Source organism: Nocardioides sp. Z21_20 (genome assembly GCF_059766585.1).
This window is the reverse complement of the sequence record NZ_JCBAJX010000020.1, coordinates 1-22,495: the sequence shown is the minus strand read 5'-3', so window position 1 is coordinate 22,495 and position 22,495 is coordinate 1. Positions and strand designations below refer to the sequence as shown.

Annotated in this window: 26 protein-coding genes and 1 riboswitch; of the genes, 6 read left to right on the top strand and 20 right to left on the bottom strand. The window is 73.9% G+C overall.

Annotated elements, in window-relative coordinates:
• Positions 1-75 precede the first annotated feature (75 nt).
• From AC6EH9_RS19400 to AC6EH9_RS19375, 6 genes are all read right to left on the bottom strand, one after another.
• Positions 76-1,110: a sensor histidine kinase gene (locus tag AC6EH9_RS19400; RefSeq protein WP_498425325.1), complete on the bottom strand. Its 1,035-nt coding sequence runs from the start codon at positions 1,108-1,110 to the stop codon at positions 76-78.
• 16 nt (positions 1,111-1,126) lie between these two features.
• Complete coding sequence (locus tag AC6EH9_RS19395) at positions 1,127-1,951, bottom strand: TrmH family RNA methyltransferase (protein WP_498425324.1); 825 nt, start codon at positions 1,949-1,951, stop codon at positions 1,127-1,129.
• A gap of 40 nt (positions 1,952-1,991) precedes the next feature.
• Positions 1,992-2,384, bottom strand: coding sequence for a 50S ribosomal protein L20 (gene rplT, locus AC6EH9_RS19390; protein ID WP_498425323.1), 393 nt, complete (start codon positions 2,382-2,384; stop codon positions 1,992-1,994).
• Positions 2,385-2,457: 73 nt separating this feature from the next.
• Positions 2,458-2,652 (bottom strand): 50S ribosomal protein L35, encoded by a 195-nt coding sequence (gene rpmI / locus AC6EH9_RS19385; protein ID WP_460793202.1) that lies wholly within the window; start codon positions 2,650-2,652, stop codon positions 2,458-2,460.
• 75 nt (positions 2,653-2,727) lie between these two features.
• Positions 2,728-3,525, bottom strand: a complete 798-nt coding sequence (infC, locus tag AC6EH9_RS19380) for a translation initiation factor IF-3 (protein ID WP_498425322.1) — start codon at positions 3,523-3,525, stop codon at positions 2,728-2,730.
• A gap of 213 nt (positions 3,526-3,738) precedes the next feature.
• Complete coding sequence (locus AC6EH9_RS19375; protein ID WP_498425320.1) at positions 3,739-4,260, bottom strand: SseB family protein; 522 nt, start codon at positions 4,258-4,260, stop codon at positions 3,739-3,741.
• 38 nt (positions 4,261-4,298) lie between these two features.
• Between AC6EH9_RS19375 and AC6EH9_RS19370 the strand changes: the two genes are divergently transcribed.
• The 4 genes from AC6EH9_RS19370 to AC6EH9_RS19355 are packed head-to-tail and all read left to right on the top strand — an operon-like array spanning position 4,299 to position 7,484.
• On the top strand, positions 4,299-4,760 hold the full coding sequence (locus tag AC6EH9_RS19370; protein WP_498425319.1) for a hypothetical protein: 462 nt from the start codon (positions 4,299-4,301) through the stop codon (positions 4,758-4,760).
• 9 nt (positions 4,761-4,769) lie between these two features.
• Complete coding sequence (locus tag AC6EH9_RS19365) at positions 4,770-5,981, top strand: amino acid deaminase/aldolase (protein ID WP_498425318.1); 1,212 nt, start codon at positions 4,770-4,772, stop codon at positions 5,979-5,981.
• A gap of 8 nt (positions 5,982-5,989) precedes the next feature.
• A complete protein-coding gene (locus AC6EH9_RS19360) occupies positions 5,990-6,550 on the top strand; it encodes a uridine kinase family protein (protein WP_498425317.1) in 561 nt (186 codons plus the stop codon).
• Positions 6,551-6,560: 10 nt separating this feature from the next.
• Positions 6,561-7,484 (top strand): aldose 1-epimerase family protein, encoded by a 924-nt coding sequence (locus AC6EH9_RS19355; RefSeq protein ID WP_498425315.1) that lies wholly within the window; start codon positions 6,561-6,563, stop codon positions 7,482-7,484.
• Positions 7,485-7,544: 60 nt separating this feature from the next.
• Here AC6EH9_RS19355 and AC6EH9_RS19350 read toward each other — a convergent pair whose 3' ends face one another.
• The 10 genes from AC6EH9_RS19350 to ligD all read right to left on the bottom strand — a co-directional run bounded on the left by AC6EH9_RS19350 (position 7,545) and on the right by ligD (position 15,770).
• Positions 7,545-7,988, bottom strand: a complete 444-nt coding sequence (locus AC6EH9_RS19350) for a PH domain-containing protein (protein ID WP_498425314.1) — start codon at positions 7,986-7,988, stop codon at positions 7,545-7,547.
• Positions 7,972-8,847 (bottom strand): ATP phosphoribosyltransferase, encoded by an 876-nt coding sequence (hisG, locus tag AC6EH9_RS19345; RefSeq protein ID WP_498425313.1) that lies wholly within the window; start codon positions 8,845-8,847, stop codon positions 7,972-7,974. Before hisG ends, AC6EH9_RS19350 begins: the two co-directional genes overlap by 17 nt.
• A gap of 17 nt (positions 8,848-8,864) precedes the next feature.
• Positions 8,865-9,128 carry a phosphoribosyl-ATP diphosphatase gene (locus AC6EH9_RS19340; RefSeq protein WP_498425311.1) on the bottom strand — a complete coding sequence of 88 codons (264 nt, stop codon included), beginning with the start codon at positions 9,126-9,128 and terminating at the stop codon, positions 8,865-8,867.
• A 105-nt stretch (positions 9,129-9,233) separates the two neighbouring features.
• Positions 9,234-9,728, bottom strand: a complete 495-nt coding sequence (ribH, locus tag AC6EH9_RS19335) for a 6,7-dimethyl-8-ribityllumazine synthase (protein WP_498425310.1) — start codon at positions 9,726-9,728, stop codon at positions 9,234-9,236.
• The gene (locus AC6EH9_RS19330; RefSeq protein ID WP_498425309.1) at positions 9,725-11,029 is read right to left on the bottom strand and encodes a bifunctional 3,4-dihydroxy-2-butanone-4-phosphate synthase/GTP cyclohydrolase II; all 1,305 of its coding nucleotides are present in this window, start codon (positions 11,027-11,029) and stop codon (positions 9,725-9,727) included. Before AC6EH9_RS19330 ends, ribH begins: the two co-directional genes overlap by 4 nt.
• A complete protein-coding gene (gene pnuC, locus AC6EH9_RS19325) occupies positions 11,026-11,748 on the bottom strand; it encodes a nicotinamide riboside transporter PnuC (protein ID WP_498425308.1) in 723 nt (240 codons plus the stop codon). Before pnuC ends, AC6EH9_RS19330 begins: the two co-directional genes overlap by 4 nt.
• The gene (locus AC6EH9_RS19320; RefSeq protein ID WP_498425306.1) at positions 11,745-12,380 is read right to left on the bottom strand and encodes a riboflavin synthase; all 636 of its coding nucleotides are present in this window, start codon (positions 12,378-12,380) and stop codon (positions 11,745-11,747) included. Before AC6EH9_RS19320 ends, pnuC begins: the two co-directional genes overlap by 4 nt.
• Position 12,381: 1 nt before the next feature.
• Positions 12,382-13,482: a bifunctional diaminohydroxyphosphoribosylaminopyrimidine deaminase/5-amino-6-(5-phosphoribosylamino)uracil reductase RibD gene (ribD, locus tag AC6EH9_RS19315; RefSeq protein ID WP_498425305.1), complete on the bottom strand. Its 1,101-nt coding sequence runs from the start codon at positions 13,480-13,482 to the stop codon at positions 12,382-12,384.
• Positions 13,483-13,578: 96 nt separating this feature from the next.
• Positions 13,579-13,708, bottom strand: a riboswitch (FMN riboswitch).
• Between the two features lie 206 nt (positions 13,709-13,914).
• On the bottom strand, positions 13,915-14,580 hold the full coding sequence (rpe, locus tag AC6EH9_RS19310; protein ID WP_498425304.1) for a ribulose-phosphate 3-epimerase: 666 nt from the start codon (positions 14,578-14,580) through the stop codon (positions 13,915-13,917).
• Between the two features lie 224 nt (positions 14,581-14,804).
• Entirely contained in the window at positions 14,805-15,770 is a 966-nt protein-coding gene (gene ligD, locus AC6EH9_RS19305) for a non-homologous end-joining DNA ligase (protein ID WP_498425303.1), read from the bottom strand.
• 108 nt (positions 15,771-15,878) lie between these two features.
• Between ligD and AC6EH9_RS19300 the strand changes: the two genes are divergently transcribed.
• Both AC6EH9_RS19300 and AC6EH9_RS19295 read left to right on the top strand, forming a co-directional pair.
• Positions 15,879-16,481 carry a dihydrofolate reductase family protein gene (locus tag AC6EH9_RS19300; RefSeq protein WP_498425302.1) on the top strand — a complete coding sequence of 201 codons (603 nt, stop codon included), beginning with the start codon at positions 15,879-15,881 and terminating at the stop codon, positions 16,479-16,481.
• Positions 16,482-16,500: 19 nt separating this feature from the next.
• A complete protein-coding gene (locus tag AC6EH9_RS19295) occupies positions 16,501-17,226 on the top strand; it encodes an AAA family ATPase (RefSeq protein ID WP_498425301.1) in 726 nt (241 codons plus the stop codon).
• A gap of 67 nt (positions 17,227-17,293) precedes the next feature.
• Here the strand turns inward: AC6EH9_RS19295 and AC6EH9_RS19290 are convergent, their stop codons facing one another.
• The 4 genes from AC6EH9_RS19290 to AC6EH9_RS19275 form a co-directional block, all read right to left on the bottom strand.
• Complete coding sequence (locus AC6EH9_RS19290) at positions 17,294-18,715, bottom strand: RsmB/NOP family class I SAM-dependent RNA methyltransferase (RefSeq protein ID WP_498425300.1); 1,422 nt, start codon at positions 18,713-18,715, stop codon at positions 17,294-17,296.
• On the bottom strand, positions 18,715-19,665 hold the full coding sequence (fmt, locus tag AC6EH9_RS19285; protein WP_498425299.1) for a methionyl-tRNA formyltransferase: 951 nt from the start codon (positions 19,663-19,665) through the stop codon (positions 18,715-18,717). Before fmt ends, AC6EH9_RS19290 begins: the two co-directional genes overlap by 1 nt.
• On the bottom strand, positions 19,665-20,210 hold the full coding sequence (gene def, locus AC6EH9_RS19280; RefSeq protein ID WP_498425298.1) for a peptide deformylase: 546 nt from the start codon (positions 20,208-20,210) through the stop codon (positions 19,665-19,667). Before def ends, fmt begins: the two co-directional genes overlap by 1 nt.
• A gap of 72 nt (positions 20,211-20,282) precedes the next feature.
• Entirely contained in the window at positions 20,283-22,340 is a 2,058-nt protein-coding gene (locus tag AC6EH9_RS19275) for a primosomal protein N' (RefSeq protein ID WP_498425297.1), read from the bottom strand.
• Between the last annotated feature and the right edge of the window lie 155 nt (positions 22,341-22,495).

Here is a 22,495-nt window from a genome sequence, read left to right as displayed (position 1 = left end):
GAGCGGTGATCTCAGCGGCCAGTCTAGGAAGTCCGGGCGAGCCGCCGCCAACCGGATGACCGCTGCCGGGCCGGCTCAGTCCTGGCGCCGGTCCTCGCTCGGCCAGGCCACGCAGACCCGCGCCCCACCCGAGGGCGCCTCGGCGATGGTGACCCGCCCTCCGTGCGCCCGGGCCAGCCCCACCACGAGGTACAGGCCCAGCCCGGAGCCGCCCCGCTCGCCGTGCTTCCAGAACTTGGTGAACACGCGCTGGCGCATCTCCTCGGGGATCCCCTCCCCCTCGTCGTCCACGGTGATCTCGACGCCGGCGAACTCCGCAGCGGAGCCGAGTGGCGACAGCGTCACCCGCACCGTCCCCGTGCCGTGCCGCACGCCGTTCTCGACGAGGTTGGTGAGGACCTGGGTGAACTTGTCCGGGTCGGCGCTGATCTCGGCCAGCCCCGCGGCGGCGACCAGCTCCACCGGGCGGGAGGTGCCCGCCGAGACGGACTCCACGACGCGCCGGCTGAGCAGCACCGCGTCGCAGGGGCGCGGGTAGAGCGAGAGCCGTCCGGTGTCGATGCGGGCCACGTCGAGCAGCTCGGCGATCAGCCGGCTGAGCCGGTCGGCGTCGGCGTTGACGGTGGTCAACATCAGCCGCTTCTGCGCGTCGCTGAGCTTGTCCCACCGGTTGAGCATCGCCTGCACGAAGCCCTTCACCCCGGTCAATGGCGAGCGCAGCTCGTGGGCCACCGTGGCCACCAGGTCGGAGCGCTCCCGGTCCAGGCGGGCCCGGCCGCGCCCGGAGCGGATGCTCACCGCGACCCGGCGTACCTCCCCCGCGTCGTCGCGGTGGATCCGGGCGGCGACCAGCACCTCGACGCCGTCGGGGAGCAGCCAGGACTGCTCGGGGACACCGGTGCGGGTGCGCAGGCCGTCGTAGGGGCGGTTCGTCTGGCACCAGTACCGCCCGTCCTGGTCCTGCAGGGTCAGTACGTCGGGCAGCGGCGTGCCGAGCAGCGCGGAGCCCGGGCGCCCCAGCATCCTCGCCGCCACGTCGCTGACCGCCAGCACGGTGCCCTGCCCGTCGGCGATGACGGCGCCGTCGGGGAGCAGGTCAAGGTCGCTCACCTCGGCGCCGGCCATCTCAGCGGTGGGCTCGGGCGGAGGCGTAGAGACAGATCGCGGCGGCGGTGGAGAGGTTCAGGCTCTCGGCCCGGCCGTGCAGCGGGATGCGCACCCGGTGGTCGGCCAGCGCGGCCAGCTCGTCGGGCAGGCCCCAGGCCTCGTTGCCGAACAGCCAGGCCGTGGGCGCGACCAGCTGCCCGGCGTCGGCGGCGTCGTCGAGGTCGAGCTCGCCCTTGCCGTCGGCGGCCAGCACCTGGAGCCCGGCCGCCTGCGCCGCGCGCACCGCGTGCGCCGCGTCGCGCGCGGTGGCGAGGGGGAGGTGGAAGAGGCTGCCGACCGTTGCCCGCACCGTCTTGGGGTTGTAGGGGTCCACGCTGTTGCCCGCCAGCACGACCGCCCCTGCGCCGGCCGCGTCCGCGCACCGGATCACGGTGCCGGCGTTGCCGGGGTCGCGCACGTCGGCGCAGATCGCCACCAGTCGCGGAGCCGGGGACAGCACGTGCTCCAGCGGTCGGTCGACGAAGCGGCAGACGCCCACCACGCCCTGCGGGGTGACGGAGTCGCTCAGCGAGGCCAGTGCGTGCGCGTCGACCAGCGTCCAGCGCTCGGCGCGGGCACGCAGAGCGCCGTGCTGCGCGGTGGCCTCGGGGGTGGCGAACACCTCGAGCACGCAGCCGGGGACCCCGAGTGCGCCCTCGAGGGCCTTGGGGCCGTCGGCGAGGAAGAGTCGCTGCTCGGCCCGAAATGCACGACGGGCGAGCTTCCGCGCGTTCTTGACCCGGGTGTTCCCGCTGGTCAGCGGCACCCCGGAGACCGGGGTGGGGTCGGAACGGAAGCTCGCCACGTCGTCAGGCTCGCTCAGACGCGCCGGAGCGCGACCGAGATCAGGCCGAGGCCTCGACCTTGGGGGCGTTGACGTCCTCGGGCAGCGCGGCCTTGGCCGTCGCGACCAGGGCGGCGAACGCCGGGGCGTCGTTGACGGCCAGGTCGGCCAGGATCTTGCGGTCGACCTCGACGCCGGCCAGGTTGAGTCCCTGGATCAGGCGGTTGTAGGTCATCCCGTTCGCGCGGGCGGCCGCGTTGATGCGCTGGATCCAGAGCTTGCGGAACTCGCCCTTCTTCTTGCGCCGGTCGTTGTAGCTGTAGACCAGGGAGTGGGTGACCTGCTCCTTGGCCTTGCGGTAGAGCCGCGAGCGCTGGCCGCGGTAGCCGCTGGCCCGCTCGAGAACTACCCGGCGCTTCTTCTGGGCGTTTACTGCCCGCTTGACGCGTGCCACTGTCTTACTCCTTGCTCAGCAAAAATTCGGGGTGACGGCCGGCGGGGGGCCGGCGTCGGGGGAACGAGAGACCTCAGAGACCGAGGAGCTTCTTGGCCTTGCCGCGGTCGGCCTTGGCGAGCTCGACCGTGCCGGTCATCCGCCGCGTGACCTTGGAGGCCTTCTTCTCGAGGTTGTGTCGCTTGCCGGCCTTCTCCCGCAGGATCTTGCCCGAACCGGTCACCCGGAAGCGCTTCTTGGCACCGGAGTGCGTCTTGTTCTTCGGCATCTCTTTCGCTCTCTTATCTGGTCGGGCCGCATCGCTGCGACCTGCGTGGTGAAGCTGGTGTCGCCCGCGCGGGGCTCAGGCCTCGATCTCGGGGTCGAGATTCTCGGAGCGGCCACGCTCCTTCTTCTGGGCCACGGGCCCGGCAGCGTGCGCCGCCGTGCGCTCGGCACGCTCGTCGGCCTCGACGGCGGCCCGCTCGGCGATCTTGGACTGCTTCTCGGCCTCGATGTCGACCTTGGCCTCGGCCTTCTTCTTGTGCGGACCGAGCACCATGACCATGTTGCGGCCGTCCTGCTTGGGCGAGGACTCCACGAAGCCGAGCTCGGCGACGTCCTCGGCCAGCTTCTGCAGCAGGCGGAAGCCCAGCTCGGGGCGGTGCTGCTCGCGGCCACGGAACATGATGGTGATCTTGACCTTGTCCCCAGCACGCAGGAACCGCACGACGTGACCCTTCTTGGTCTCGTAGTCGTGCGCGTCGATCTTGGGACGAAGCTTCATCTCCTTGATGATCACGTTCGTCTGGTTCCGTCGAGCCTCACGGGCCTTCTGGGCGTTCTCGTACTTGAACTTCCCGTAGTCCATGAGCTTGCAGACGGGGGGACGCGCCGTCGGGGCCACCTCGACGAGGTCGAGATCGGCCTCCTGGGCAAGCCGCAGCGCGTCAGCCGTCGGAACGATGCCGACGGTCTCGCCATTGGGTCCAACGAGACGGACCTCGGAAACCCGGATCCGGTCGTTGATGCGGAGCTCGGTGCTGATGTGTCCTCCTGGAAGAAACGTGTCCGGCAACCTGCTCTGGAAAACAGAAAAGGCTTCCGCTGGTGCAAGCGGAAGCCAGTCGCGACACGTCCCCCGCAACTGCAGGGCACGCACCTTACGAAGAGGCGCTCCACGACGATCCTGGCTGTCGTGTCACGTTCTCCTCGGGACCGGACCCGACGACCTGTGCCTGCTCGAGAGCCTGCGGCGGCCGGTGCGGGTGGGAGGCGAATCGAGCTGAGCCTCCGCTTGTAGATCGGCTCCGTCGCCTTCACACGCGAATGTGCAGACTCCGGAACTGATCGGTCAACGCCTGATGCTAGCCGATCATTCCCCCGGGGCACCAATCCAGCCGAAGCCGTCGCCCACCCGGGCCAGCGTCCAGCCCGCGGCCAGCGCGGTCAGGTCCTCGCCCTGCACCACGAAGGTGGCGGGACCGGCGATGTCGAGCACCAGCGCGGCGGCCTTGTCCTGCAGCGCCGACTGGGCCGCGACCCGGAGCGGGACCGGCACCGGTCGGGCCTCGGGGTTCCAGGCCTGCAGCGACGCGGTGCCGGTGAAGGCCAGCAGCGCGAGCCGGCCGTCGCGCCCGGTCATCAGCACCGCGGCCATGTCGCTGGACTTGTCGTGGGCCAGCCCCGCCTCGTCGTACTCGACCTCACCGAGGACCGCCACCACCGGGACCAGCACCCGGCTGTGCGCCAGCGCCGCCAGCGCCTCGGCGTAGCGCACCTGCCCGGCGGCGTACCCGGTGAGCGCGGCGACGACCTCGGGGGCGGCCTCGCCGGTGTCGCCGGCGAACCCCGGGTCGGGGATGCGGGTACCGGCGAAACGGTCGCTTGCACTCATGGGACCCATTCTCACATCCGCTGTGCAAGGCTTGCGGGGTGGATGACGCAACGTGGTTCGCCCTCGCCGCCGTGCTGACCGCCCTCGGCGCGGCCTGGACCGTCTACGCCTGGCGGCACCGCGGCGTCGCCTCCGCATTGCGCGGCGCCGGGCTCACCCTGCTGGCGCCGGCGGCGCTGCTGACCGACACCCTCGAGCTGTTCGCCGACGTCTCGATGGCGGTCGGCGACTGGGCGACCGGGCTGGCCTTCTCCCCCATCGTCTGGCTGGGCGTGGCGCTGGCCGGGATCTCGGTCGTGCTGTTCGTGGTCTCCGGCTTCCTGCGCGAGCGCGGCCGGGGGGTCACCCCGCGGGCCGGTGGCGCGGCCGAGACGCCCCCGGCGGCGCGCGGCTCGGCCGGGCGCCGCGCCGTACCGCCGGCCAGTGGTGGCGCCGACCCGGCGATCGATGACGACCTGGCCGATATCGAGGCGCTGCTCCGCAAGCGCGGGATCACCTGAGCCCCGGCGGTGGGTGACTCGCTGGTCGCGCGCAACCTGCTCTGGGGGCGCCTCGACCGGGCCGTGGCCGCGCTGGACGCGCCGGCGCCGTGCCCACTGATGGTCGTCGACCTGGACGCCTTCGACGCCAACGCCGCCGACCTGGTCAGGCGCGCCGCCGGCAAGCCGATCCGGGTGGCCTCCAAGTCGCTGCGGGTCCCGGCGCTGCTGCGCCGCGCGCTGGAGCGCGACGGCTTCCACGGTGTCTTGGGCTACACGTTGCGCGAGGCACTGTGGCTGCACGAGCAGGGCATCAGCGACGACATCGTCGTCGCCTACCCGAGCGTCGACCGGGAGGCGCTGCGCCGCCTGGTGGCCTCCCCCGCGGCCGCCGCCGCGATCACGCTGATGGTCGACGACGTCGCCCACCTCGACGTGGTCGACGCGGTGCGCTCCTCACGGGCCGTGCCGGTCCGGGTCGCGCTGGACGTCGACGCCGGCCTGGTGGTGGCGGGCCACCACGTCGGGCCCAAGCGCTCGCCGCTGCTCTCGGCCGAGGCGGTGGCGGACCTGGCCCGCACGGTGCTGGCCCGCGACGGCTTCCGACTGGTCGGGGTGATGACCTACGAGGGCCAGGTCGCCGGCGTCCAGGACCGGCTTCCCGGCGCCCGCTCAGCGGTGGTGCGCCGGATCAAGAGCGCGTCGGTGCGCCAGCTGGCCGAGCGCCGGGCCCGGGTCGCCGAGGCGCTGGCCCCGCTGGTCGAGCTGGAGTTCTGGAACGGCGGCGGCTCGGGCTCGGTGGAGTCCACGAGCGCGGACCCGGTGGTCACCGAGATCGCCGCCGGGTCGGGTCTGCTGGTGCCCACGCTGTTCGACCACTACGCCTCGTTCACCCCGGTGCCCGCGTCGTTCTTCGGGGTCCCCGTGGTGCGCCGGCCCGCTCCGGAGGTGGCCACGGTCTTCGGGGGCGGCCTGGTCGCCTCGGGTCCGGCCGGCGACGATCGTCTGCCCACGCCCTGGGCGCCTCCGGGCCTGTCGCTGATGCCGCTGGAGGGCGCCGGCGAGGTGCAGACCCCGCTGCACGGCGCCCCGGCCTCGGCGCTGCGGATCGGGGACCTGGTCTGGTTCCGCCATGCCAAGTCCGGCGAGGTCTTCGAGCACACCGCGCAGGTGCACCTGCTGGCCGGTGAGCGGTTCGTCGACTCGGTGGCGACCTACCGCGGGCACGGGCAGACGTTCTGAGCGGGTCCGTGCCGGCGGCGCTGCGCGTCCTCGACCTCCTCCTGGCCGGAGAGCCGTCGCTGGGCGGCGGGCGCCTGCTCGCCATCGACGGCCCGTCGGGCTCGGGGAAGACCACCCTGGCCGACGCGGTGCTCGCCCTGACCGCGGAGCACCGCGTGCTCTGCCCCGCCCGGGTCGTGCACACCGACGAGCTGCTCGACGGCTGGGGCGGGCTCCCGGGTCTGGGTGCGCGCCTGGACCCGCTGCTGCGTCCGCTGGCCCAGGGCCGCCCCGGGAGCTACCGCCGCTACGACTGGCACGCCGGTCGCTACGCCGAGGACGTCACCGTCTCCCCCGCCGGCCTGCTGGTAGTGGAGGGCGTGGGGGCGGGCCTGCGACGCCACGCGGACCTGGTCACCGCCCTGGTCTGGGTCAGTGCCCCCGAGGAGCTCCGGATCGCGCGGGGACTCGCCCGCGACGGCGCCGACGCCGCGCCGCACCTGGCCCGGTGGCGGATCGACGAGGCCGCCCACTTCGCCGCCGAGGCCACCCGGCAGCGCGCCGATCTCCAGGTGGACGGCGGGGCCTAGGCTGGCGGGCATGGTCGCGCCCTCTGGAGAGCAGTTCGAGATCGCCGCCGGCGGCTACCGCGCCGTCGTCACCGAGGGCGGTGCCGCGCTGCGGCTGCTCGAGCACGAGGGCCGAGCGCTCATCGACGGATTCACCGGCGAGGAGATGTCGTACGGCGGGCGGGGGCAGCTGCTGGCCCCGTGGCCGAACCGGCTGCGCGACGGCCGCTACGCCTTCGACGGCGCCGAGCACCAGCTGGCGCTGACCGAGCCCGCGCGCCGCAACGCCTCGCACGGCCTGGTCCGGTGGGTCTCCTGGACCCCGGTCGAGCACTCCGCCGGCTCCGTCACGCTGCGCCACCGGCTGATGGCGCAGAGCGGGTACCCCTGGACCCTCGACCTGGTGGTGCGCTACGCGCTGTCCGCCGACGGCCTGCTGGTCACCCAGGCGGCGACCAACCACGCGCCGCGGCCCGCGCCGTACGGCAGTGGCGCGCACCCGTACCTGAGGGCGGGCAACGGTCCCGTCGACGGCTGGGAGCTGACCCTGCCGGCGGCGACCCGGTCGCTGGTCGACGACGAGCGGCTGCTGCCGGTCGGGCGCGAGCCGGTCACCGCGACGCCCTACGACTTCCGCACCCCGCGCCCGATCGGCGAGACCGTCTGGAACCACGCGGTCACCGACCTGGTGCGCGACGACGAGGGACGCGCCCAGGTCGAGCTGCGTGACCGGGCCGCGGGTACCGGGGTCGCGCTGTGGGTCGACGAGCGGCATCGCTGGCTGCAGGTCTACTCCGCCGACGACGTCCCGGCCACCGCCCGGCGCTCGCTCGCGGTGGAGCCGATGACCACCCAGGCCGACGCGTTCGCCTCGGGCGAGGACCTGGTGGTGCTGGGCGCCGCGGGCGAGCCGGACGCGTCGTACGCCGCGAGCTGGGGCATCCGCGCCCTGTAGCGCGACCCGCCGGCCCGGGCGACCGGGTCGGCGCTGCAGCGCCTCAGCGCTTGAAGCGGGTCAGCGCTCGAGCAGCGCGCGCAGCTCGCGCACCGCCCGCTGGGCGCGGGGGCCATCGGAGCCCTGGATGCCCATCGCGGACACGGTGGTGCCGTCGGCGAGGTCGAGGACCGCCCAGGGGGCGCCGGCGCCGAGGTGCACCGCGACCACCTGCGCCCAGTCGTACTCGCGGCGCCGGTAGCCGTTGACCACGACCAGGCAGCTCTCGGTGGCCTCCACCCGCGAGCGGCCCATCGCGTAGCCGACCGCGAGCAGCAGCCCGGCCAGGAAGATCATCGTGATCACCTCGAAGAAGGTGAACTTCGCCCGGATCTCCGGGCCCAGCGCGACGCCGGCCACGGCCAGCACGGTGACCAGGCCGACGCCGGCTCCGCCCAGGGCCATCCGCACCCCGAACGGCCGCCACGTGTGCGGGAGGGTCACCGGGTCAGAGTCGGCAGGCATGGATCTCCATCAGCAGGATGCCGCGGGCGCCGAGCTTGTAGAGCTCGTCCATCAGCCGCTGCGCGCCGGCGCGGGGCACCATCGCGCGCACCGCGACCCAGCCCTCGCGGTGCAGCGGGGAGACGGTGGGGCTCTCGATGCCCGGGGTGAGCGCGACCGCCGCCGCGACGTTCTCGCTGCGGATGTCGTAGTCCATCATCACGTAGCTGCGGGCCACCAGGACGCCGTCGACGCGTCGCTTGAAGGTCTCGAAGCCGGGGGCCTGCTCGGCGCCCGCGCGGGTGATCATCACCGCCTCGGAGGCCAGGATCACCTCGCCGAACGTCTCGAGCCCGGCCTGGCGCAGGGTGCTGCCGGTCTCCACCACGTCGGCGATCACGTCGGCCACGCCCAGCTGGATGCTCGTCTCCACCGCGCCGTCGAGGCGGGTCACCGAGGCGTTGATCCCACGCTTGGCCAGGAACGCCTCGACCACGCCGACGTAGGAGGTGGCGATGCGGCGGCCCTCGAGGTCGGACAGGTCGCTGAAGCGGCCCTTCGGCCCGGCGAAGTGGAACTTCGAGCGACCGAAGCCGAGGCCCATCACCTCCTCGGCCTGGGCGCCGGAGTCGATCAGCAGATCGCGCCCGGTGATGCCGACGTCGAGGGTGCCCTCACCGACGTAGAGCGCGATGTCGCGCGGGCGCAGGTAGAAGAACTCCACGCCGTTCTCGGCGTCGATGAGCGCGAGCTCCTTGGAGTCGCTGCGCTGGCGGTAGCCGGCCTCGCGCAGGATCTCGGAGGCCGACTGGGACAGGGCGCCCTTGTTGGGGACCGCGATCCGGACCAGGCGGTCGGTGGCGGCGGTGTCGGAAGTCATCGGGGTGGGGGCCTTCTTCAGAGGTGGGCGTAGACGTCGTCGAGGCTCAGGCCGCAGGCGATCATCAGCACCTGCGCGTGGTAGAGCAGCTGGCTGATCTCCTCGGCCGCCGCGTCCTTGCCCTCGTGCTCGGCGGCCATCCAGGACTCGGCGGCCTCCTCGACCAGCTTCTTGCCGATGGCATGGACGCCGGCGTCGAGCTCGCGCACCGTGCCGGATCCCTCAGGTCGGGTCTGGGCCTTCTCGTTGAGCTCGGCCCAGAGGTCCTCGAACGTCTTCACGGATCGACACCTTACGTCGTGGGCACGGGTGCGGCGCACGCCGGCCCACGTCGTACGACGCGGTGCGGCGTGGTGGGGCGTCGTGCGGGGCCCGGCGCGTCCGGCTCAGGCGCCGACGTCGTAGCCGCGCTTGACCCGGCGCAGCGTCTGGGCGGTGATCAGCGCGGCGGAGGCGGCCTCATAGCCCTTGTCCTCGTGGGAGTCCGCCAGGCCGGCACGGTCCAGGGCCTGCTGCTCGTCGTCACAGGTCAGCACGCCGAACCCGACCGCGGTCTGGGTGTCCAGCGCCACCCGCGCCAGGCCGTCGGTGGCCGCGTTGCAGACGTACTCGAAGTGCGGGGTGCCGCCACGGATGACGACGCCGAGCGCGACGATCGCGTCGTAGCCCTGGGTGGCCAGCGCGGCGGCGACCACCGGCAGCTCGAAGGCGCCCGGCACCCGGACCACCACCGGCGCCTCGACCTTGGCGTCGGCCAGGGCCCGCTGGGCGCCGTCGAGGAGGCCCTGCATGACGACCTCGTGCCAGCTCGCGGCCACCACCGCGACCCGCAGGTCGTGACAGTCCAGCGGCTCCTGACGAGGCGCTCCTGCTCCACTCATCGGTCGACTCCGTTCACGGTGGGGGTCTGGCTCAGCTCGTTGACCGGCTCGTCCTCGTCCGGGCTCGTGCCCGGCTCCAGTCCCGGCAGATGGTGCCCCATCCGGTCCCGCTTGGTCAGCAGGTAGGCCAGGTTGTGGCCGTTGGGACGCGGGGTGAGCGGCACCCGCTGCGACACCGCGACGCCGAACTCCTCGAGGCTGGTGGTCTTGGCGGGGTTGTTGGTCAGCAGGCGCACCCGCTCCACCCCGAGGTCGCGCAGGATCTGGGTGGCGGTGCCGTAGTGGCGCGCGTCGGCGGGCAGGCCCAGGTCGAGGTTGGCGTCGACGGTGTCGCGTCCGCCGTCCTGGAGCTGGTAGGCCTGCAGCTTCGCGACCAGCCCGATGCCGCGCCCCTCATGGCCGCGCAGGTAGACCACGACGCCGCAGCCCTCGGCCACGATGCGCTCCATCGCCTCCTCGAGCTGGGGACCGCAGTCGCAGCGGTGGCTGCCGAACACGTCACCGGTGAGGCACTCGGAGTGCACCCGGGTGAGGATCGGCTCGCCGCGCTCGAGGGCGGCGTCGAGGTCGCCGTGGACCAGCGCGATGTGCTCGCTGTCGTCGATGGTGATCCGGTAGCCGTAGGCGGTGAAGTCGCCGTTGCGGGTGGGCAGCCGGGTCTGCGCGACCCGCTCCACGTGGCGCTCGTGGCGACGCCGGTAGCGGACCAGGTCCTCGATGGAGATCATCGCCAGGCCGTGCTCGTCGGCGAACTCGCGCAGCTCGGGGCCGCGCTTCATGGTGCCGTCGTCGTTGACGACCTCCACCAGGACCCCGGCCGGGGTGAGCCCCGCCAGCCGGGCCAGGTCGACGGCCGCCTCGGTGTGGCCACGGCGCACCAGCACCCCGCCCTCGCGGTAGCGCAGCGGGAAGACATGCCCGGGCCGGGTCAGCTCCCACGGCTCGGTCGCGGAGTCGGCCAGCCGGCGCGCGGTGTGCGCGCGGTCGGCGGCGGAGATGCCGGTGCTGACGCCGTCGCGGGCGTCCACCGAGATGGTGTACGCCGTGCGCAGCTTGTCCTTGTTGTGCGGGGTCATCAGCGGGATCTCGAGCCGGTCGAGCATGGTGCCCGGCATCGGGACGCAGATGACGCCGCTGGAGTGGCGGATGGTGAAGGCCATCAGCTCGGGGGTGGCCTTGGCCGCGGCGAAGATGATGTCGCCCTCGTTCTCGCGGTCCTCGTCGTCGACCACGATCACGGCCCTGCCGGCGGCGATGTCGTCGATCGCCCGCTCCACGCTGTCCAGACGCACGCTGCTCACGTGGTCACCAACCTCTCGTCGTCACTGTCGCCCCGGGCCGCGCCCGGTACGTCGTTGCTCGCGGCGCTCAGCCTGCGCTCGGCGCGCCACCAGGTGACCAGGCCGAGGACGCAGAAGGCGCCGTAGAACAGGTACATCCCGGCCGTCGGGTAGTAGCCGGCGCGGATCAGCGTGGTCACCCCGACGACGTCGACGAGGATCCACACGATCCAGAACTCCACCCAGCCTCGGGCCATGCCGTAGGTGGCGAGCATCGAGCCGGTCAGGATCCAGGCCTCGGTCGTCGGCCCCCACGAGCCCAGCTCGCGTAGCGCCAGGTACGACACGGCGTAGCCGATGACCCCGAGGCCGACCAGCGCCGCGCGGTTGCGCCACCCCGCCCAGCGCGGGGAGATCGCGCCGCCGTCGGCGGCACCGCCCGCCGACCGGGCCCGCCGCCAGCTGACCCAGCCGTAGAGCGAGACCGCGGCGAAGAACACCTGGCGCCCGGCCTGGCCCCACAGCGCCTCGCCGTCCCCGACGCTGCTCAGCTCGCCGGTGGAGAAGACCACGAACAGCAGCACGTTGCCGAGCAGCCCGATCGGCCAGGCCCACACCAGCCGGCGCATGCCCAGCAGCGCGCTGGCCAGCCCGAACACGTTGCCGACCACCTCGGGGACGCTCAGGCTCCCACCGGCGACCGGGATCGTGCCGTGCAGCAGCCACTCCAGCAGACTCATGCGCCCGCCTCCGGGACGGCCCGCTGGGCCAGCCGGTCGACGTACCCGCCGGCCAGCAGCCTCTCGACGTGCTTGGCGATCACGTCCACCTCGAGGTTGACCCGGTCCCCGACCGCGCGGAACCCGAGCGTGGTGCGGGCCAGGGTCTCGGGGATCAGGCTGACCGTGAACGACGCGTCGCCGGCCGCCACGACCGTCAGCGAGACCCCGTCCACGGCGACCGAGCCCTTGTCGACGAGGTAGCGGGCGAGCTCGGCGGGCAGGCTGATCTCGACGACCTCCCAGTGCTCGCTGGGGGTGCGCGCGAGCACGGTGCCGACGCCGTCCACGTGGCCCTGGACGATGTGGCCCCCGAGCCGCTTGGCGGCGGTGACCGCGCGCTCCAGGTTGACCCGGTCGCCGGGGCGTACGCCGTGCAGCGAGGTCTTGTCGAGGGTCTCCTGCATGACGTCCGCGGTCCACAGCGTGGCGTCAGCCTCCGCGACGGTCAGGCAGCAGCCGTTGACGGCGATCGAGTCGCCGAGGGTGACGTCGTCGAGCACGGTGGCGGCGCGCACGGTGAGCCGGATCGCGTCGCCCAGCTCCTCCACGCGCTCGACGGTGCCGAGCTCCTCCACGATTCCGGTGAACATCTCAGGCGTCCTTCTGGGTGGTCGGGGTCGTGCTCAGGGTTGGGCTCGAGGTCGTGCTCGGGGTCAGGGTGAGGCGGACGTTGCGGTCGGCGGGGTCGTCGCCCAGCACGCTCACCTCGCGCACCACCAGGTGCTGGGCGTCGGCGATCGTGGAGATGGCGAGGTCGCCGACCGCGTTGCGCCCGGCGCCCAGCAGCATCGGGGCGACGTAGGCGACGACCTCGTCGACGAGCCCGGCGCCGAGGAAGGCGGCGGCCAGGGTGGGGCCGCCCTCCAGGAAGACGTGGCGGCGCTCGCGGGCCCACAGCTCGGCCAGCGCCTGGTGCGGGTCGCGGGTGTGCAGGCGGACGGTCTCGGCGCGGTCGTTGAAGATCCGCCGCCCGGGGTCGAGCGGGCGCAGGCCCATCACCGCGCGCAGCGGCTGCTCGGGCAGCGGCCGGTCGTGCTCGTCGCGGACGGTGAGCTCGGGGTCGTCGACGGCGACGGTGTTGGTCCCGATCAGCATCGTGTCGCACAGCGCGCGCAGGCGATGGGTGTCGTGGCGGGCGCTGAGGTTGCTGACCCAGCGGCTGGTGCCGTCGGCGGCGGCGCTGCGGCCGTCGAGGGTGGTCGCGAACTTCCAGGTCACGAACGGGCGCTGGTGCTCCACGGCGAAGGACCACACCTCGTTGAGCGCGCGCGCCTGCTCGGCGAGCAGGCCCTCGGCGACCTCGATGCCGGCGGCGCGCAGGGTCTGCGCTCCCCCGGCGGCCAGCGGGTTGGGGTCGCGCTGGGCGAACACCACGCGGCGTACGCCGGCGTCGACGAGGGCCTGTGCGCACGGGCCGGTGCGCCCGGTGTGGTTGCACGGCTCGAGGGTGACGACGGCGGTGGTCCCCCGCGCCCGCTCGCCGGCGCGGCTCAGCGCGTCGGCCTCGGCGTGCGGGGTGCCCGCGCCGCGGTGGTACCCCTCGGCCACGACCGTGGCGTCGTCGGCGAGCAGGACGCAGCCCACCCGGGGGTTGGGGGCGAGCGGAACGCCCAGGGAGCCGGCGAGCTCGAGGGCGCGCTGCATCGCGCTGCGCTCGGCAGTCGCGCCGGGCCCTGCTGGTGTGCTGCTCATCGTCCGCCCTGTGTCCGGTCGCGGACTCCGGGGCGTGACGGGAGGAACTGCCCGATCCCGAGACCGAGGTTCGGCTCAAGACGGGCGGGTCCCCACCTGCGTGCGCTTCCCATCCGGACTTTAACCGTCGGTCCAGGAGTTACACCTGGTCAACCGGCCGCTGGCGGCGGCCGGGTCGCGGACTTTCACCGCCGGCTCGGATTTTCACCGACCCCAGAGCACGCGAGTTGTGAACTCGTCTGCCGCCGATTGTGTCACAGCGCCCGATCCCGACGGCGCAGGCGTGTCGCACGCCGAGACACAACGCACGCCGGGCGCCTGCTGGGCTGGGCCGAGTCGGCGCGAACTCGCGACTCTCCGGGCCCGAGTCGGCGCGAACTCGCGGCTCTCCGGGGCCGAGTCGGCGCGAACTCGCGGCTGTCGGGGCGAGGCTCAGCGAGCGGTGGCCGCTTCGGCCTTCGCACGCAGCTCGTTCACCATCGCGTCGGGGTCGGCCGCGGAGTAGACCGCGGAGCCGGCCACGAAGACGTCGGCGCCGGCTTCGGCGCATCGCTCGATGGTCTCCAGGGACACGCCGCCGTCGACCTGGAGCCAGGTCTCGACGCCGTGCTTGTCCATCATCGCCCGCGCCCGGCGGATCTTGGGCAGGCACAGGTCGAGGAACTTCTGCCCGCCGAAGCCCGGCTCGACGGTCATGATCAGCACCATGTCGAGCTCGGCGAGCAGGTCCTCGTAGGGCTCGATCGGGGTGGCCGGCTTGAGCGCCATGCTGGCGCGCGCGCCCTGCTTGCGGATCTCGCGGGCCAGCCGCACCGGAGCCTGCGCGGCCTCGACGTGGAAGGTGACGCTGCGACACCCCGCCTCGGCGTACACCGGGGCGTGGCGGTCGGGGTCCTCGATCATCAGGTGGGCGTCCAGCGGAATCTCGGTGGAGCGGGCCAGCGCTTCGACCATCGTCGGCCCGAACGTCAGGTTCGGCACGAAGTGGTTGTCCATCACGTCGACGTGCACCCAGTCGGCCGAGCCGATCCGGGCGACCTCCGCGGCCAGGTTGGCGAAGTCGGCGTTCAGGATGGACGGCGTGATCTGGATTCCCACGGGGCCGATCTTTTCACGTCCCCTCTCCGGGCCGTGCCGGGTGGTGCGGCAGCGGGCGGGCTGGGGGCCGGCGGGGGCGGCCGGCGGGGGGTGGATTCCCCGGCCGACCGGGGAAGCCTGATGTTGTCGGCCGAAACTTCGCCCGACAACATCAGTGGTTGACACCCGCGCACACCCCACCAGCACCAGAGGACAACTCCTGCCCCGGCCCCAAGCCCGGGGCCTCACTCCTCCGGGTCGACCGGCGGCTCGGCTCCCTCGTGCTCGTCGCGCTCGGCCCACTCCAGCAGCGGGGCCAGGTCGAACACCTCGTCGTCGATGCCGGCGTGCAGGTCGCCGAGCTCGGCGTAGCGCTGCGGGACGGTGGCGATGGTGAAGTCGCGCGGGTCGGCGTCGTCGATCTCGTCCCAGCGGATCGGGGTGGAGACGCGGGCGTCGGGCAGCCCGCGCACGGAGTACGCCGCGGCGATGGTGTGGTCGCGGGCGTTCTGGTTGTAGTCCGGGAACACCGCGGCCGGGTCGCGGTCCTTGCGCCACCAGGTGGTGGTGACGTCGTCGGGGGCCCGGCGCTCCACCTCCCGGGCGAAGGCCAGCGCGGCGCGCCGTACGTCCTTGAAGCCGTGCGCGGGCGGGATCCGGACGTAGATGTGCAGGCCCTTGCTGCCGCTGGTCTTGGGGAAGCCGACCGCACCCAGCTCGTCGAGCACCTCGTGGGCCACGTGCGCGACCCGGCGCACGGTGGCGTAGTCGCACGCCTCCCCCGGGTCGAGGTCGATGCGCCACTCGTCGGGCTTCTCGGTGTCGGCGCGCCTGCTGTTCCAGGGGTGGAACTCCACCGTCGACATCTGCACCGCCCAGATCACGTCCGCGAGCTCGGTGACACACAGCTCATCGGCGGTCCGGTTCCAGCGCGGGAAGTGCACCCGCACGGTCTTCACCCACGGCGGCGCCCCCTGCGGCAGCCGCTTCTGGTGCACCTTGTCGCCGGCCAGGCCCGTGGGGAAGCGGTGCAGCATGCACGGCCGCTCGCGCAGCGCGTTGACGATCCCGTCGCCCACCGCGAGGTAGTACTCGACCAGGTCCAGCTTGGTCGCCCCGGTCTCGGGGAAGTAGACGCGATCGGGGTTGCTGACGCGGACGACCTTGTCGTCCACCTCGATCTCGGTCGACGGCGACTTGGATGCGGCCATGGGCCCAACCTAGCCGCGCCGGCGCCCGGGCGCCGCCGATGAGGGCCTCGCCGCGCGTCGGTCTTCCTGCTCAGGAGCACCGAGCCGGTACGACGAGAGGAGCACGCGATGAGCAGGGTCCTGGCAGGCATCACCACCTCGGTCGACGGGTACGTCACCGGGCCCGACGACGGCCCCGAGCGCGGTCTGGGCCGCGGCGGGGAGCGGCTGCACTACTGGGTGATGGGCGGCCCGTGGACCTACGCCGGAGCGCACGACCCCACCGCGATGAGCGGGGCCGACAAGGAGTTCTTCGACGCGCTCACCGCCTCCTCCGGTGCGGCGCTCTGCGGACGCGGGATGTACGACGCGGCCGGCGCCTGGGGCGGCACCAACCCGTTCGGCGGCCCGCTGTTCGTGGTCACGCACCGCACCCGCGAGGCCCCACCGCCCGAGACCGGGTTCACCTTCGTGGACGGGCTGGACGCCGCACTCGAGCAGGCGACGCGGGCCGCGCACGGGCGCGACGTGTCCATCGGCGGAGGCGCGGACCTGATCCGCCAGGCGCTGTCGGCCGGCGTCCTCGACGAGCTGGCGATCTCGGTGGCCCCGGTGGTGCTCGGCGGCGGCAAGCGGCTCTTCGAGGGCTTCGCCCACGACCTCGACCTGGAGGTGCTCAGCGTGCACCACTCGCCGTACGCGGTGCACACGAGGTACGCCGTACGTCGGTGAGTGCCGCTACCTTCGGCGCATGGACTTCGACCAGCCTCCGGTCGTCCGGGTCTCGGCCCGCCCCGACCACCACCTGTCCGAGCGCGAGTGGCCGCTCACCGTGCCCGCCGTCGCCCAGGTGATGCGCGAGGGACTCGACCTGGCCAAGGGCGTGACGCTGCTCGTCGGGGAGAACGGCTCGGGCAAGTCCACGCTGGTCGAGGCCGTGGCGATGGCCTTCGGGCTGTCCCCCGAGGGCGGCTCCACCCAGGGCCGCCACGTCACCCGGCCGACCGAGTCGCCGCTGAGCCAGGCCCTGCAGCTCCAGCGCGGCATCGCCGCGAGCCGGTGGGGGTTCTTCCTGCGGGCGGAGACCATGCACGGCTGGTACACCTACATGGACGACCACTCCGGCCCCCGCGACCCGGTCTTCCACGAGCTCAGCCACGGCGAGTCGTTCCTCGCGGTGCTGCGCACCCGCTTCGACTCCTCGGGCTTCTACTGCCTCGACGAGCCGGAGGCGGCGCTGTCGTTCTCCTCGACGATGGGGCTGATCGCCGCGCTCAACGACGTGGTGGCGCGCCAGGGGCAGGTGCTCTGCGCCACCCACTCCCCCGTGCTGGCGGCGATGCCGGGCGCGCGCCTGCTCGAGGTCGGCGAGTGGGGCCTGCGCGAGACCACCTGGGAGGAGCTCGAGCTGGTCCAGCACTGGCGGCGCTACCTGGCCGAGCCGCAGCGCTACCTGCGCCACCTGCTCGCCGACTGAGCCGCCCGCCTCCCGCGGGCGGCGCCCAGCGCCGGCGCAGCAGCGCTCAGCGTCTACGCAGCAGCGCTCAGCGTCGGCGCAGCAGCGCCAGGAACATCGCGTCGGTGCGGTGGCGGTGCGGCCACAGCTGCAGCGTGCCCGGCAGTGGGCCGGCGGCGTCGGCGACCCCGGCGAGCAGCCCGGAGGCGTCCTCCAGCACGACGTCGTCGCGGTCCGCCAGCACGCTCTGCACGACGCCCGCGGTCTCGGTGAGCACCGGCGAGCAGGTCGCGTAGAGCACGACGCCGCCGGGACGGACGCTGTCCAGGGCACCGCCCAGCAGCGCCCGCTGCAGCGGGACCAGCGCGTCGAGGTCTGCGGGCTTGCGCCGCCAGCGCGACTCCGGGCGTCGGCGCAAGGCGCCGAGTCCCGAGCACGGCGCGTCGACCAGCACCCGGTCGAAGGAGCCCGGCGCCCAGGCCGGGCGGGTGCCGTCGCCGGTCACCACGCCGACGACCCCGTCGGCGCCGGACAGCGAGCGGCGCACCAGCGCGGCCCGGTGCGGTGCCCGCTCGTTGGCCAGCAGCGACGCGCCCGCGCCGGCCGCCAGCGCCGCCAGCAGCGCCGCCTTGCCGCCGGGGCCCGCGCACAGGTCGAGCCAGCGCTCGTCGCGCCCGGCGACGTCGGCGCGGGCCAGCGCGACCGCCACCAGCTGCGAGCCCTCGTCCTGCACGCCGGCGCGCCCCTCGGCCACCGCCGGGACCGCCGACGGGTCACCGCCGGCGAGCTCCACGCCGTACGGCGAGAGCGGGGTGGGGGTGCCCGGCAGCTCGGCGACCTCCACGCGACCGGGCCGCGCGACCAGCACCACCCGGGGCGCCTCGTTGTCGGCGGTCAGCAGCGCATCCAGCTCCTCGCCGCGCTCGCCGAGGGCGCGCTCGAGCTCCTCGACCACCCAGCGCGGGTGGCTGTGCGCGACCACGCCGAAGCCGACGGGGTCGGTGCCGGGGTCGGGGGCCAGCCGGCGCACCCAGCCGGCCAGGTCGTGCTCGGCGACCTTGCGGAGCACGGCGTTGCAGAACCCGGCCGGGCCCTGCCCGATCTTCGCCCGCACCAGGTCCACGGTGGTGCTGATCGCGGCGTGCGTGGGCACCCGCATCGACAGCAGCTGGTGCACGCCCAGGCGCAGCGCGTCGCGGACCTTGGCCTCGAGCTTGGGCCGGTCCAGGCAGGCGTCGATGATCGCGTCGTAGGTGCCCTGGCGGCGCAGGGTGCCGGAGACCAGCTCGGTGGCGAACGCGGCGTCGCGCCCGCTCAGCCCGTGCCCGGCCAGGATCGGCGGCAGCGCCAGGTTCGCGTAGGCGTCCTCGAGGCGGACCGCCTTGAGCACGTCGTACGCCGCGGAGCGGGCCGGGTCGGCCGTGGGCTTGACGCGCGGGGGCTGTCCCCCGGCCGGGCGCCGCTGCGGCGGACGTCCGGCGCGTCGCCCGCGCGCACGAGGGTCGGCCATCAGGCGTCGGCCGCGGCGGCCTCGTCGCCGAAGCGCACGCCCGGCTCGAGCCGCACACCGCGCGCCCAGTCGGCGGCGTTCATCTGCTTCTTGCCGAACGCCTTGACCTCGCCGAGGCGGACCGGGACGGTGCCGGTGCCGACGAAGACGGCGTTCTTGGTGACGTCGAGGACCCCGGGCGCGAGCGGCTCGTGGTCGGCGGCCTCGGTGACCGGGCCGATCTTGATCCGCTCGCCCTCGTGCAGCGACCAGGCGCCGGGCCCAGGCGTGCAGGCGCGGATCCGGCGGTCGAGCGCGGCGGCGGGCTCGGTCCAGTCCACGCGGGCGTCCTCGACCAGGATCTTGGGCGCGAAGCTCAGCCCGTCCTCGGGCTGCTCGCGCGCCACCAGCGAGCCGTCGGCGATGCCGTCCAGGGTGGCGACCAGCAGTCCGGCGCCACCCTCGGCGAGCCGTCCGAGCAGGTCGCCGGCGGTGTCGGTGGGCCGGATCCGCTCGGTCATCACCCCGAACGTGGGGCCGGCGTCGAGCGCCTTGACGATCCGGAAGGTGGTCGCGCCGGTCACCTCGTCGCCGGCCCAGATCGCGTGCTGGACCGGGGCGGCGCCGCGCCAGGCGGGCAGGCAGGAGAAGTGCAGGTTGATCCAGCCGTGGACCGGGATGTCGAGGGCCGACTGCGGCAGCAGCGCGCCGTAGGCGACGACCGGGCAGCAGTCGGGGCGCAGCTCGGTGAGCGCGGCCTGGAATTCGGGGTCGCGGGGGTGCTCGGGCTTGAGCACCGGGACGCCGAGCTCCTCGCCGCGCACGGCGACCGGGCTGGGCACCAGCTTGCGGCCCCGCCCGGCCGGGGCGTCGGGGCGGGTGACGACGCCGACGAGCTCGTGCTCGGACGCGGCGATCGCGTCGAGGGCGGGGAGGGCGACCTCGGGGGTGCCTGCGAAGACGACGCGCATCAGAGTCCGAATCCGTTCGTGCGGTGGGGGGAGAGCTTGACGGTGGGCCGCTCGGCGCCGAACCAGTCCGACTCGCGGATCTGCTTCATGGCCTGCTTGCGGGACTGCTCGTCGAGGCGGTCGATGAAGAGCACGCCGTCGAGGTGGTCGGTCTCGTGCTGGATCGCGCGGGCCAACAGCTCGGAGCCCTCGATGGTGACCGGCTCGCCGTGCATGTTGAACCCCTTGGCGACCACCGAGAGCGCCCGGCGGCAGTCGAAGGTCAGGTCGGGCAGCGACAGGCAGCCCTCGGGGCCGTCCTGGAGCTCCTCGGACAGGTCCAGGCTCGCGTTGACCAGGTGGCCGGCCTCGCCCTCGACGTACCAGGTGAAGACCCGCAGGCCGACGCCGATCTGGGGTGCGGCCAGTCCCGCGCCGGGGGCGTCGAGCATGGTGTCGTGCAGGTCGGCGACGAGCTTGCGCAGCTCGCGGTCGAAGTCGACGACCTCGACGGCGGGCTTGCGCAGGACCGGGTCGCCGAAGAGGCGGATGGGCTGGATGGCCACGGATCTCCTTGCGCGGGTGGACTGCCCCGACAGTCTAGTGAGCGGGCGGACGGGGCCGGACGCCCCGGGCGGTCACAGGGTGGGCGGGTCCACCTGGATGCGGACCGCGTCGAGCTTGCGACTGCTGCGCACCCGCTGCAGCTCGCCGAGGGCGCGGGACAGGGCGCCGCCCTGCGCGCGCGGGACCCGGATCACCGCGCGCACCTCCTCGTCGCCGCTGGGCACCGGGCCGAGGACCTCGGCGACCTCGGGCGCGGCGAGCAGGGTGAGCGCGTCGTCGACCGCCCCGGGGGTCCCGGTGATCGCGGCCAGCCGGCTGGCGGGAGGCAGGTGCGCCGAGACCCGCTCGCGGGTCTCCCGCTCGGCGAAGCCGCCCGGGTCCCAGCGCACCAGGGCCTGGAGCGCCGGGTGGGACGGGTCGCCCACCGCGACCACGTCGCCGCCCGGTGTGACCAGGGCGGCCGCGTTGCACCAGCGGCGCAGCGCCTCCTCGTCGGTGCGCAGGTCGGCACGCGCCAGCACCAGCCAGGTGTCGAGCAGCACCACCGTCGCGTAGCCACCCTCGGCGACCGGCTCGGCGCCGGGCGTGGCGACCACGATCGCGGGACGCTGCGGGACCTGGCTGAGCACGCTCTCGCCACCGGAGGTGCGCACCCGCACGGTGGGGAAGCTGCGCCCGAGCTCCTCGGCGGTGCGCGCCTCGCCGACCACCGGGGCGCGCAGACCGTGGTGCCCGCAGTGCCCGCACGACCACCCCGGGTGCGCCGTACCGCACCAGCGGCAGGCCGGCGGCGCGGTCGCCGTGGTGAGCCACAGCGGACCCGAGCAGGCGCGGCAGCGAGCCGGGGTGCGGCAGCGCTCGCAGGCCAGGCTCGCGGCGTACCCGCTGCGCGGGGTCTGCACCAGCACCGGGCCACGCTCGAGCCCGGACCGGATCGCGTCGAAGGCGCGACGCGGGAGCCGGGCGGCCCGGGCCAGGGGGTCGCGCTCCAGCTCGCGGTCGGTGGCCCCGGTGATCGCCACCGTCACCTGGCGCCGGACCGTGTCGCGGGCGGCGACGAGCTCGCGCGCCCACCCGGTGCGCAGCAGGTAGCCGGCCTCCACCGAGCGCGCGAACCCACCCACGACGGCGGCGGTGTGCTGGGACTCGGCGCGCATCAACAGCGTCTCGCGGGTGTGCGGGTACGGCGCACGGGGCTCGGCGTGCAGGTCGTCGCCGTCGTCCCAGACCACCACCAGGCCGAGGTCGTGGACCGGCGCGAGCGCGGCGGCGCGGGTGCCGACCACGATCCGTCGGGCGCCGCGGCTGACGGCGAGGAAGTCGCGGTAGCGCGCGGCGGGGCCGCTGTCGGCGCGCAGCGTGACGTGGTGTCCCTCCCCCAGCACCTGGCTCAGGGCGGCGTCGACCCGGTCGACGTCCTTGCCGTCGGGCACGCACACCAGCACGCCGCGCCCCGACGCGTACGTCGCGGCCGCCGCGTGCGCGAGCAGCAGCGGCCAGTCGGTGCCCGGCGGCGGGTTCCACACCGCGCGCGGGCTGGCGCCCTCGGCGAGATGGCCGAGGAACGCGCCCGCGTGCTCGTGGGTCGACCAGGCCTCCGCCGCGGCGGCGGCGTCGAAGTCGCCCGCGCCGGCGGCCGCGAGCGGCGGCTCCTTCTCCACCGTCGCGTGGCGCGGCGGGACCGCCAGGCGCAGCACGTCGGAGCGGGTCCCGGCGTAGCGCTCGGCCACCTGGGCGGTGAGCTCGGCGACCTCGGGCGCCAGCACCGGCTCGGGGCTGACCAGCCGGCGCAGCGGGAACAGCCGGCCCGGGTGCTCGCTGGCGGCGGCGCGCGCCACGACGTACCCGTCGACGTCCTGGCCGGCGAAGCGGACCTTGACCCGCGCCCCCGGCACCGCGCCCTCGGCCATCGCGGCCGGGACGGTGTAGTCGAAGGGCCGGTCCAGGTGGGCCAGCGGCACGTCGACCAGGACGCGGGCCACCGGATCGACCGCGGCCGGCTCGGCCTGCTTGGCCTTCGCCTTCTCGGTGACCGCCTTGCGCTGCCGCGAGCGGCGCACCGAGTCCCGGACCAGGCCCGGCAGCAGCTCGGGCTGATCGAGGGTGGGGTCCTGGCCGGTGGAGTTCATCGCCGCATTCCTACCAGCCGGCGCGGACAGTGCCCGTCACCCGTCGTACTGACCACACGAAACCCGCACTTCCCACGCGTTCCATCACGTGGGAAGTGCGGGTTTCACGAGGTGGTCTCCAAGTCCTAGTGCAACACCTCGATGTTGGAGGTGCT

Excerpts from the sequence above, each read along its gene's own strand:
- fmt (WP_498425299.1), bottom strand. The coding sequence starts at position 19,665 with ATGCGCGTCGTCTTCGCAGGCACCCCCGAGGTCGCCCTCCCCGCCCTC.
- AC6EH9_RS19355 (WP_498425315.1), top strand. The coding sequence starts at position 6,561 with ATGGTCGCGCCCTCTGGAGAGCAGTTCGAGATCGCCGCCGGCGGCTAC.
- ligD (WP_498425303.1), bottom strand. The coding sequence starts at position 15,770 with ATGGCCGCATCCAAGTCGCCGTCGACCGAGATCGAGGTGGACGACAAG.
- hisG (WP_498425313.1), bottom strand. The coding sequence starts at position 8,847 with ATGACTTCCGACACCGCCGCCACCGACCGCCTGGTCCGGATCGCGGTC.
- rpmI (WP_460793202.1), bottom strand. The coding sequence starts at position 2,652 with ATGCCGAAGAACAAGACGCACTCCGGTGCCAAGAAGCGCTTCCGGGTG.
- AC6EH9_RS19300 (WP_498425302.1), top strand. The coding sequence starts at position 15,879 with ATGAGCAGGGTCCTGGCAGGCATCACCACCTCGGTCGACGGGTACGTC.
- AC6EH9_RS19290 (WP_498425300.1), bottom strand. The coding sequence starts at position 18,715 with ATGGCCGACCCTCGTGCGCGCGGGCGACGCGCCGGACGTCCGCCGCAG.
- AC6EH9_RS19295 (WP_498425301.1), top strand. The coding sequence starts at position 16,501 with ATGGACTTCGACCAGCCTCCGGTCGTCCGGGTCTCGGCCCGCCCCGAC.
- AC6EH9_RS19320 (WP_498425306.1), bottom strand. The coding sequence starts at position 12,380 with ATGTTCACCGGAATCGTGGAGGAGCTCGGCACCGTCGAGCGCGTGGAG.
- ribD (WP_498425305.1), bottom strand. The coding sequence starts at position 13,482 with ATGAGCAGCACACCAGCAGGGCCCGGCGCGACTGCCGAGCGCAGCGCG.
- ribH (WP_498425310.1), bottom strand. The coding sequence starts at position 9,728 with ATGAGTGGAGCAGGAGCGCCTCGTCAGGAGCCGCTGGACTGTCACGAC.
- AC6EH9_RS19275 (WP_498425297.1), bottom strand. The coding sequence starts at position 22,340 with ATGAACTCCACCGGCCAGGACCCCACCCTCGATCAGCCCGAGCTGCTG.
- AC6EH9_RS19375 (WP_498425320.1), bottom strand. The coding sequence starts at position 4,260 with ATGAGTGCAAGCGACCGTTTCGCCGGTACCCGCATCCCCGACCCGGGG.
- AC6EH9_RS19350 (WP_498425314.1), bottom strand. The coding sequence starts at position 7,988 with ATGCCTGCCGACTCTGACCCGGTGACCCTCCCGCACACGTGGCGGCCG.
- pnuC (WP_498425308.1), bottom strand. The coding sequence starts at position 11,748 with ATGAGTCTGCTGGAGTGGCTGCTGCACGGCACGATCCCGGTCGCCGGT.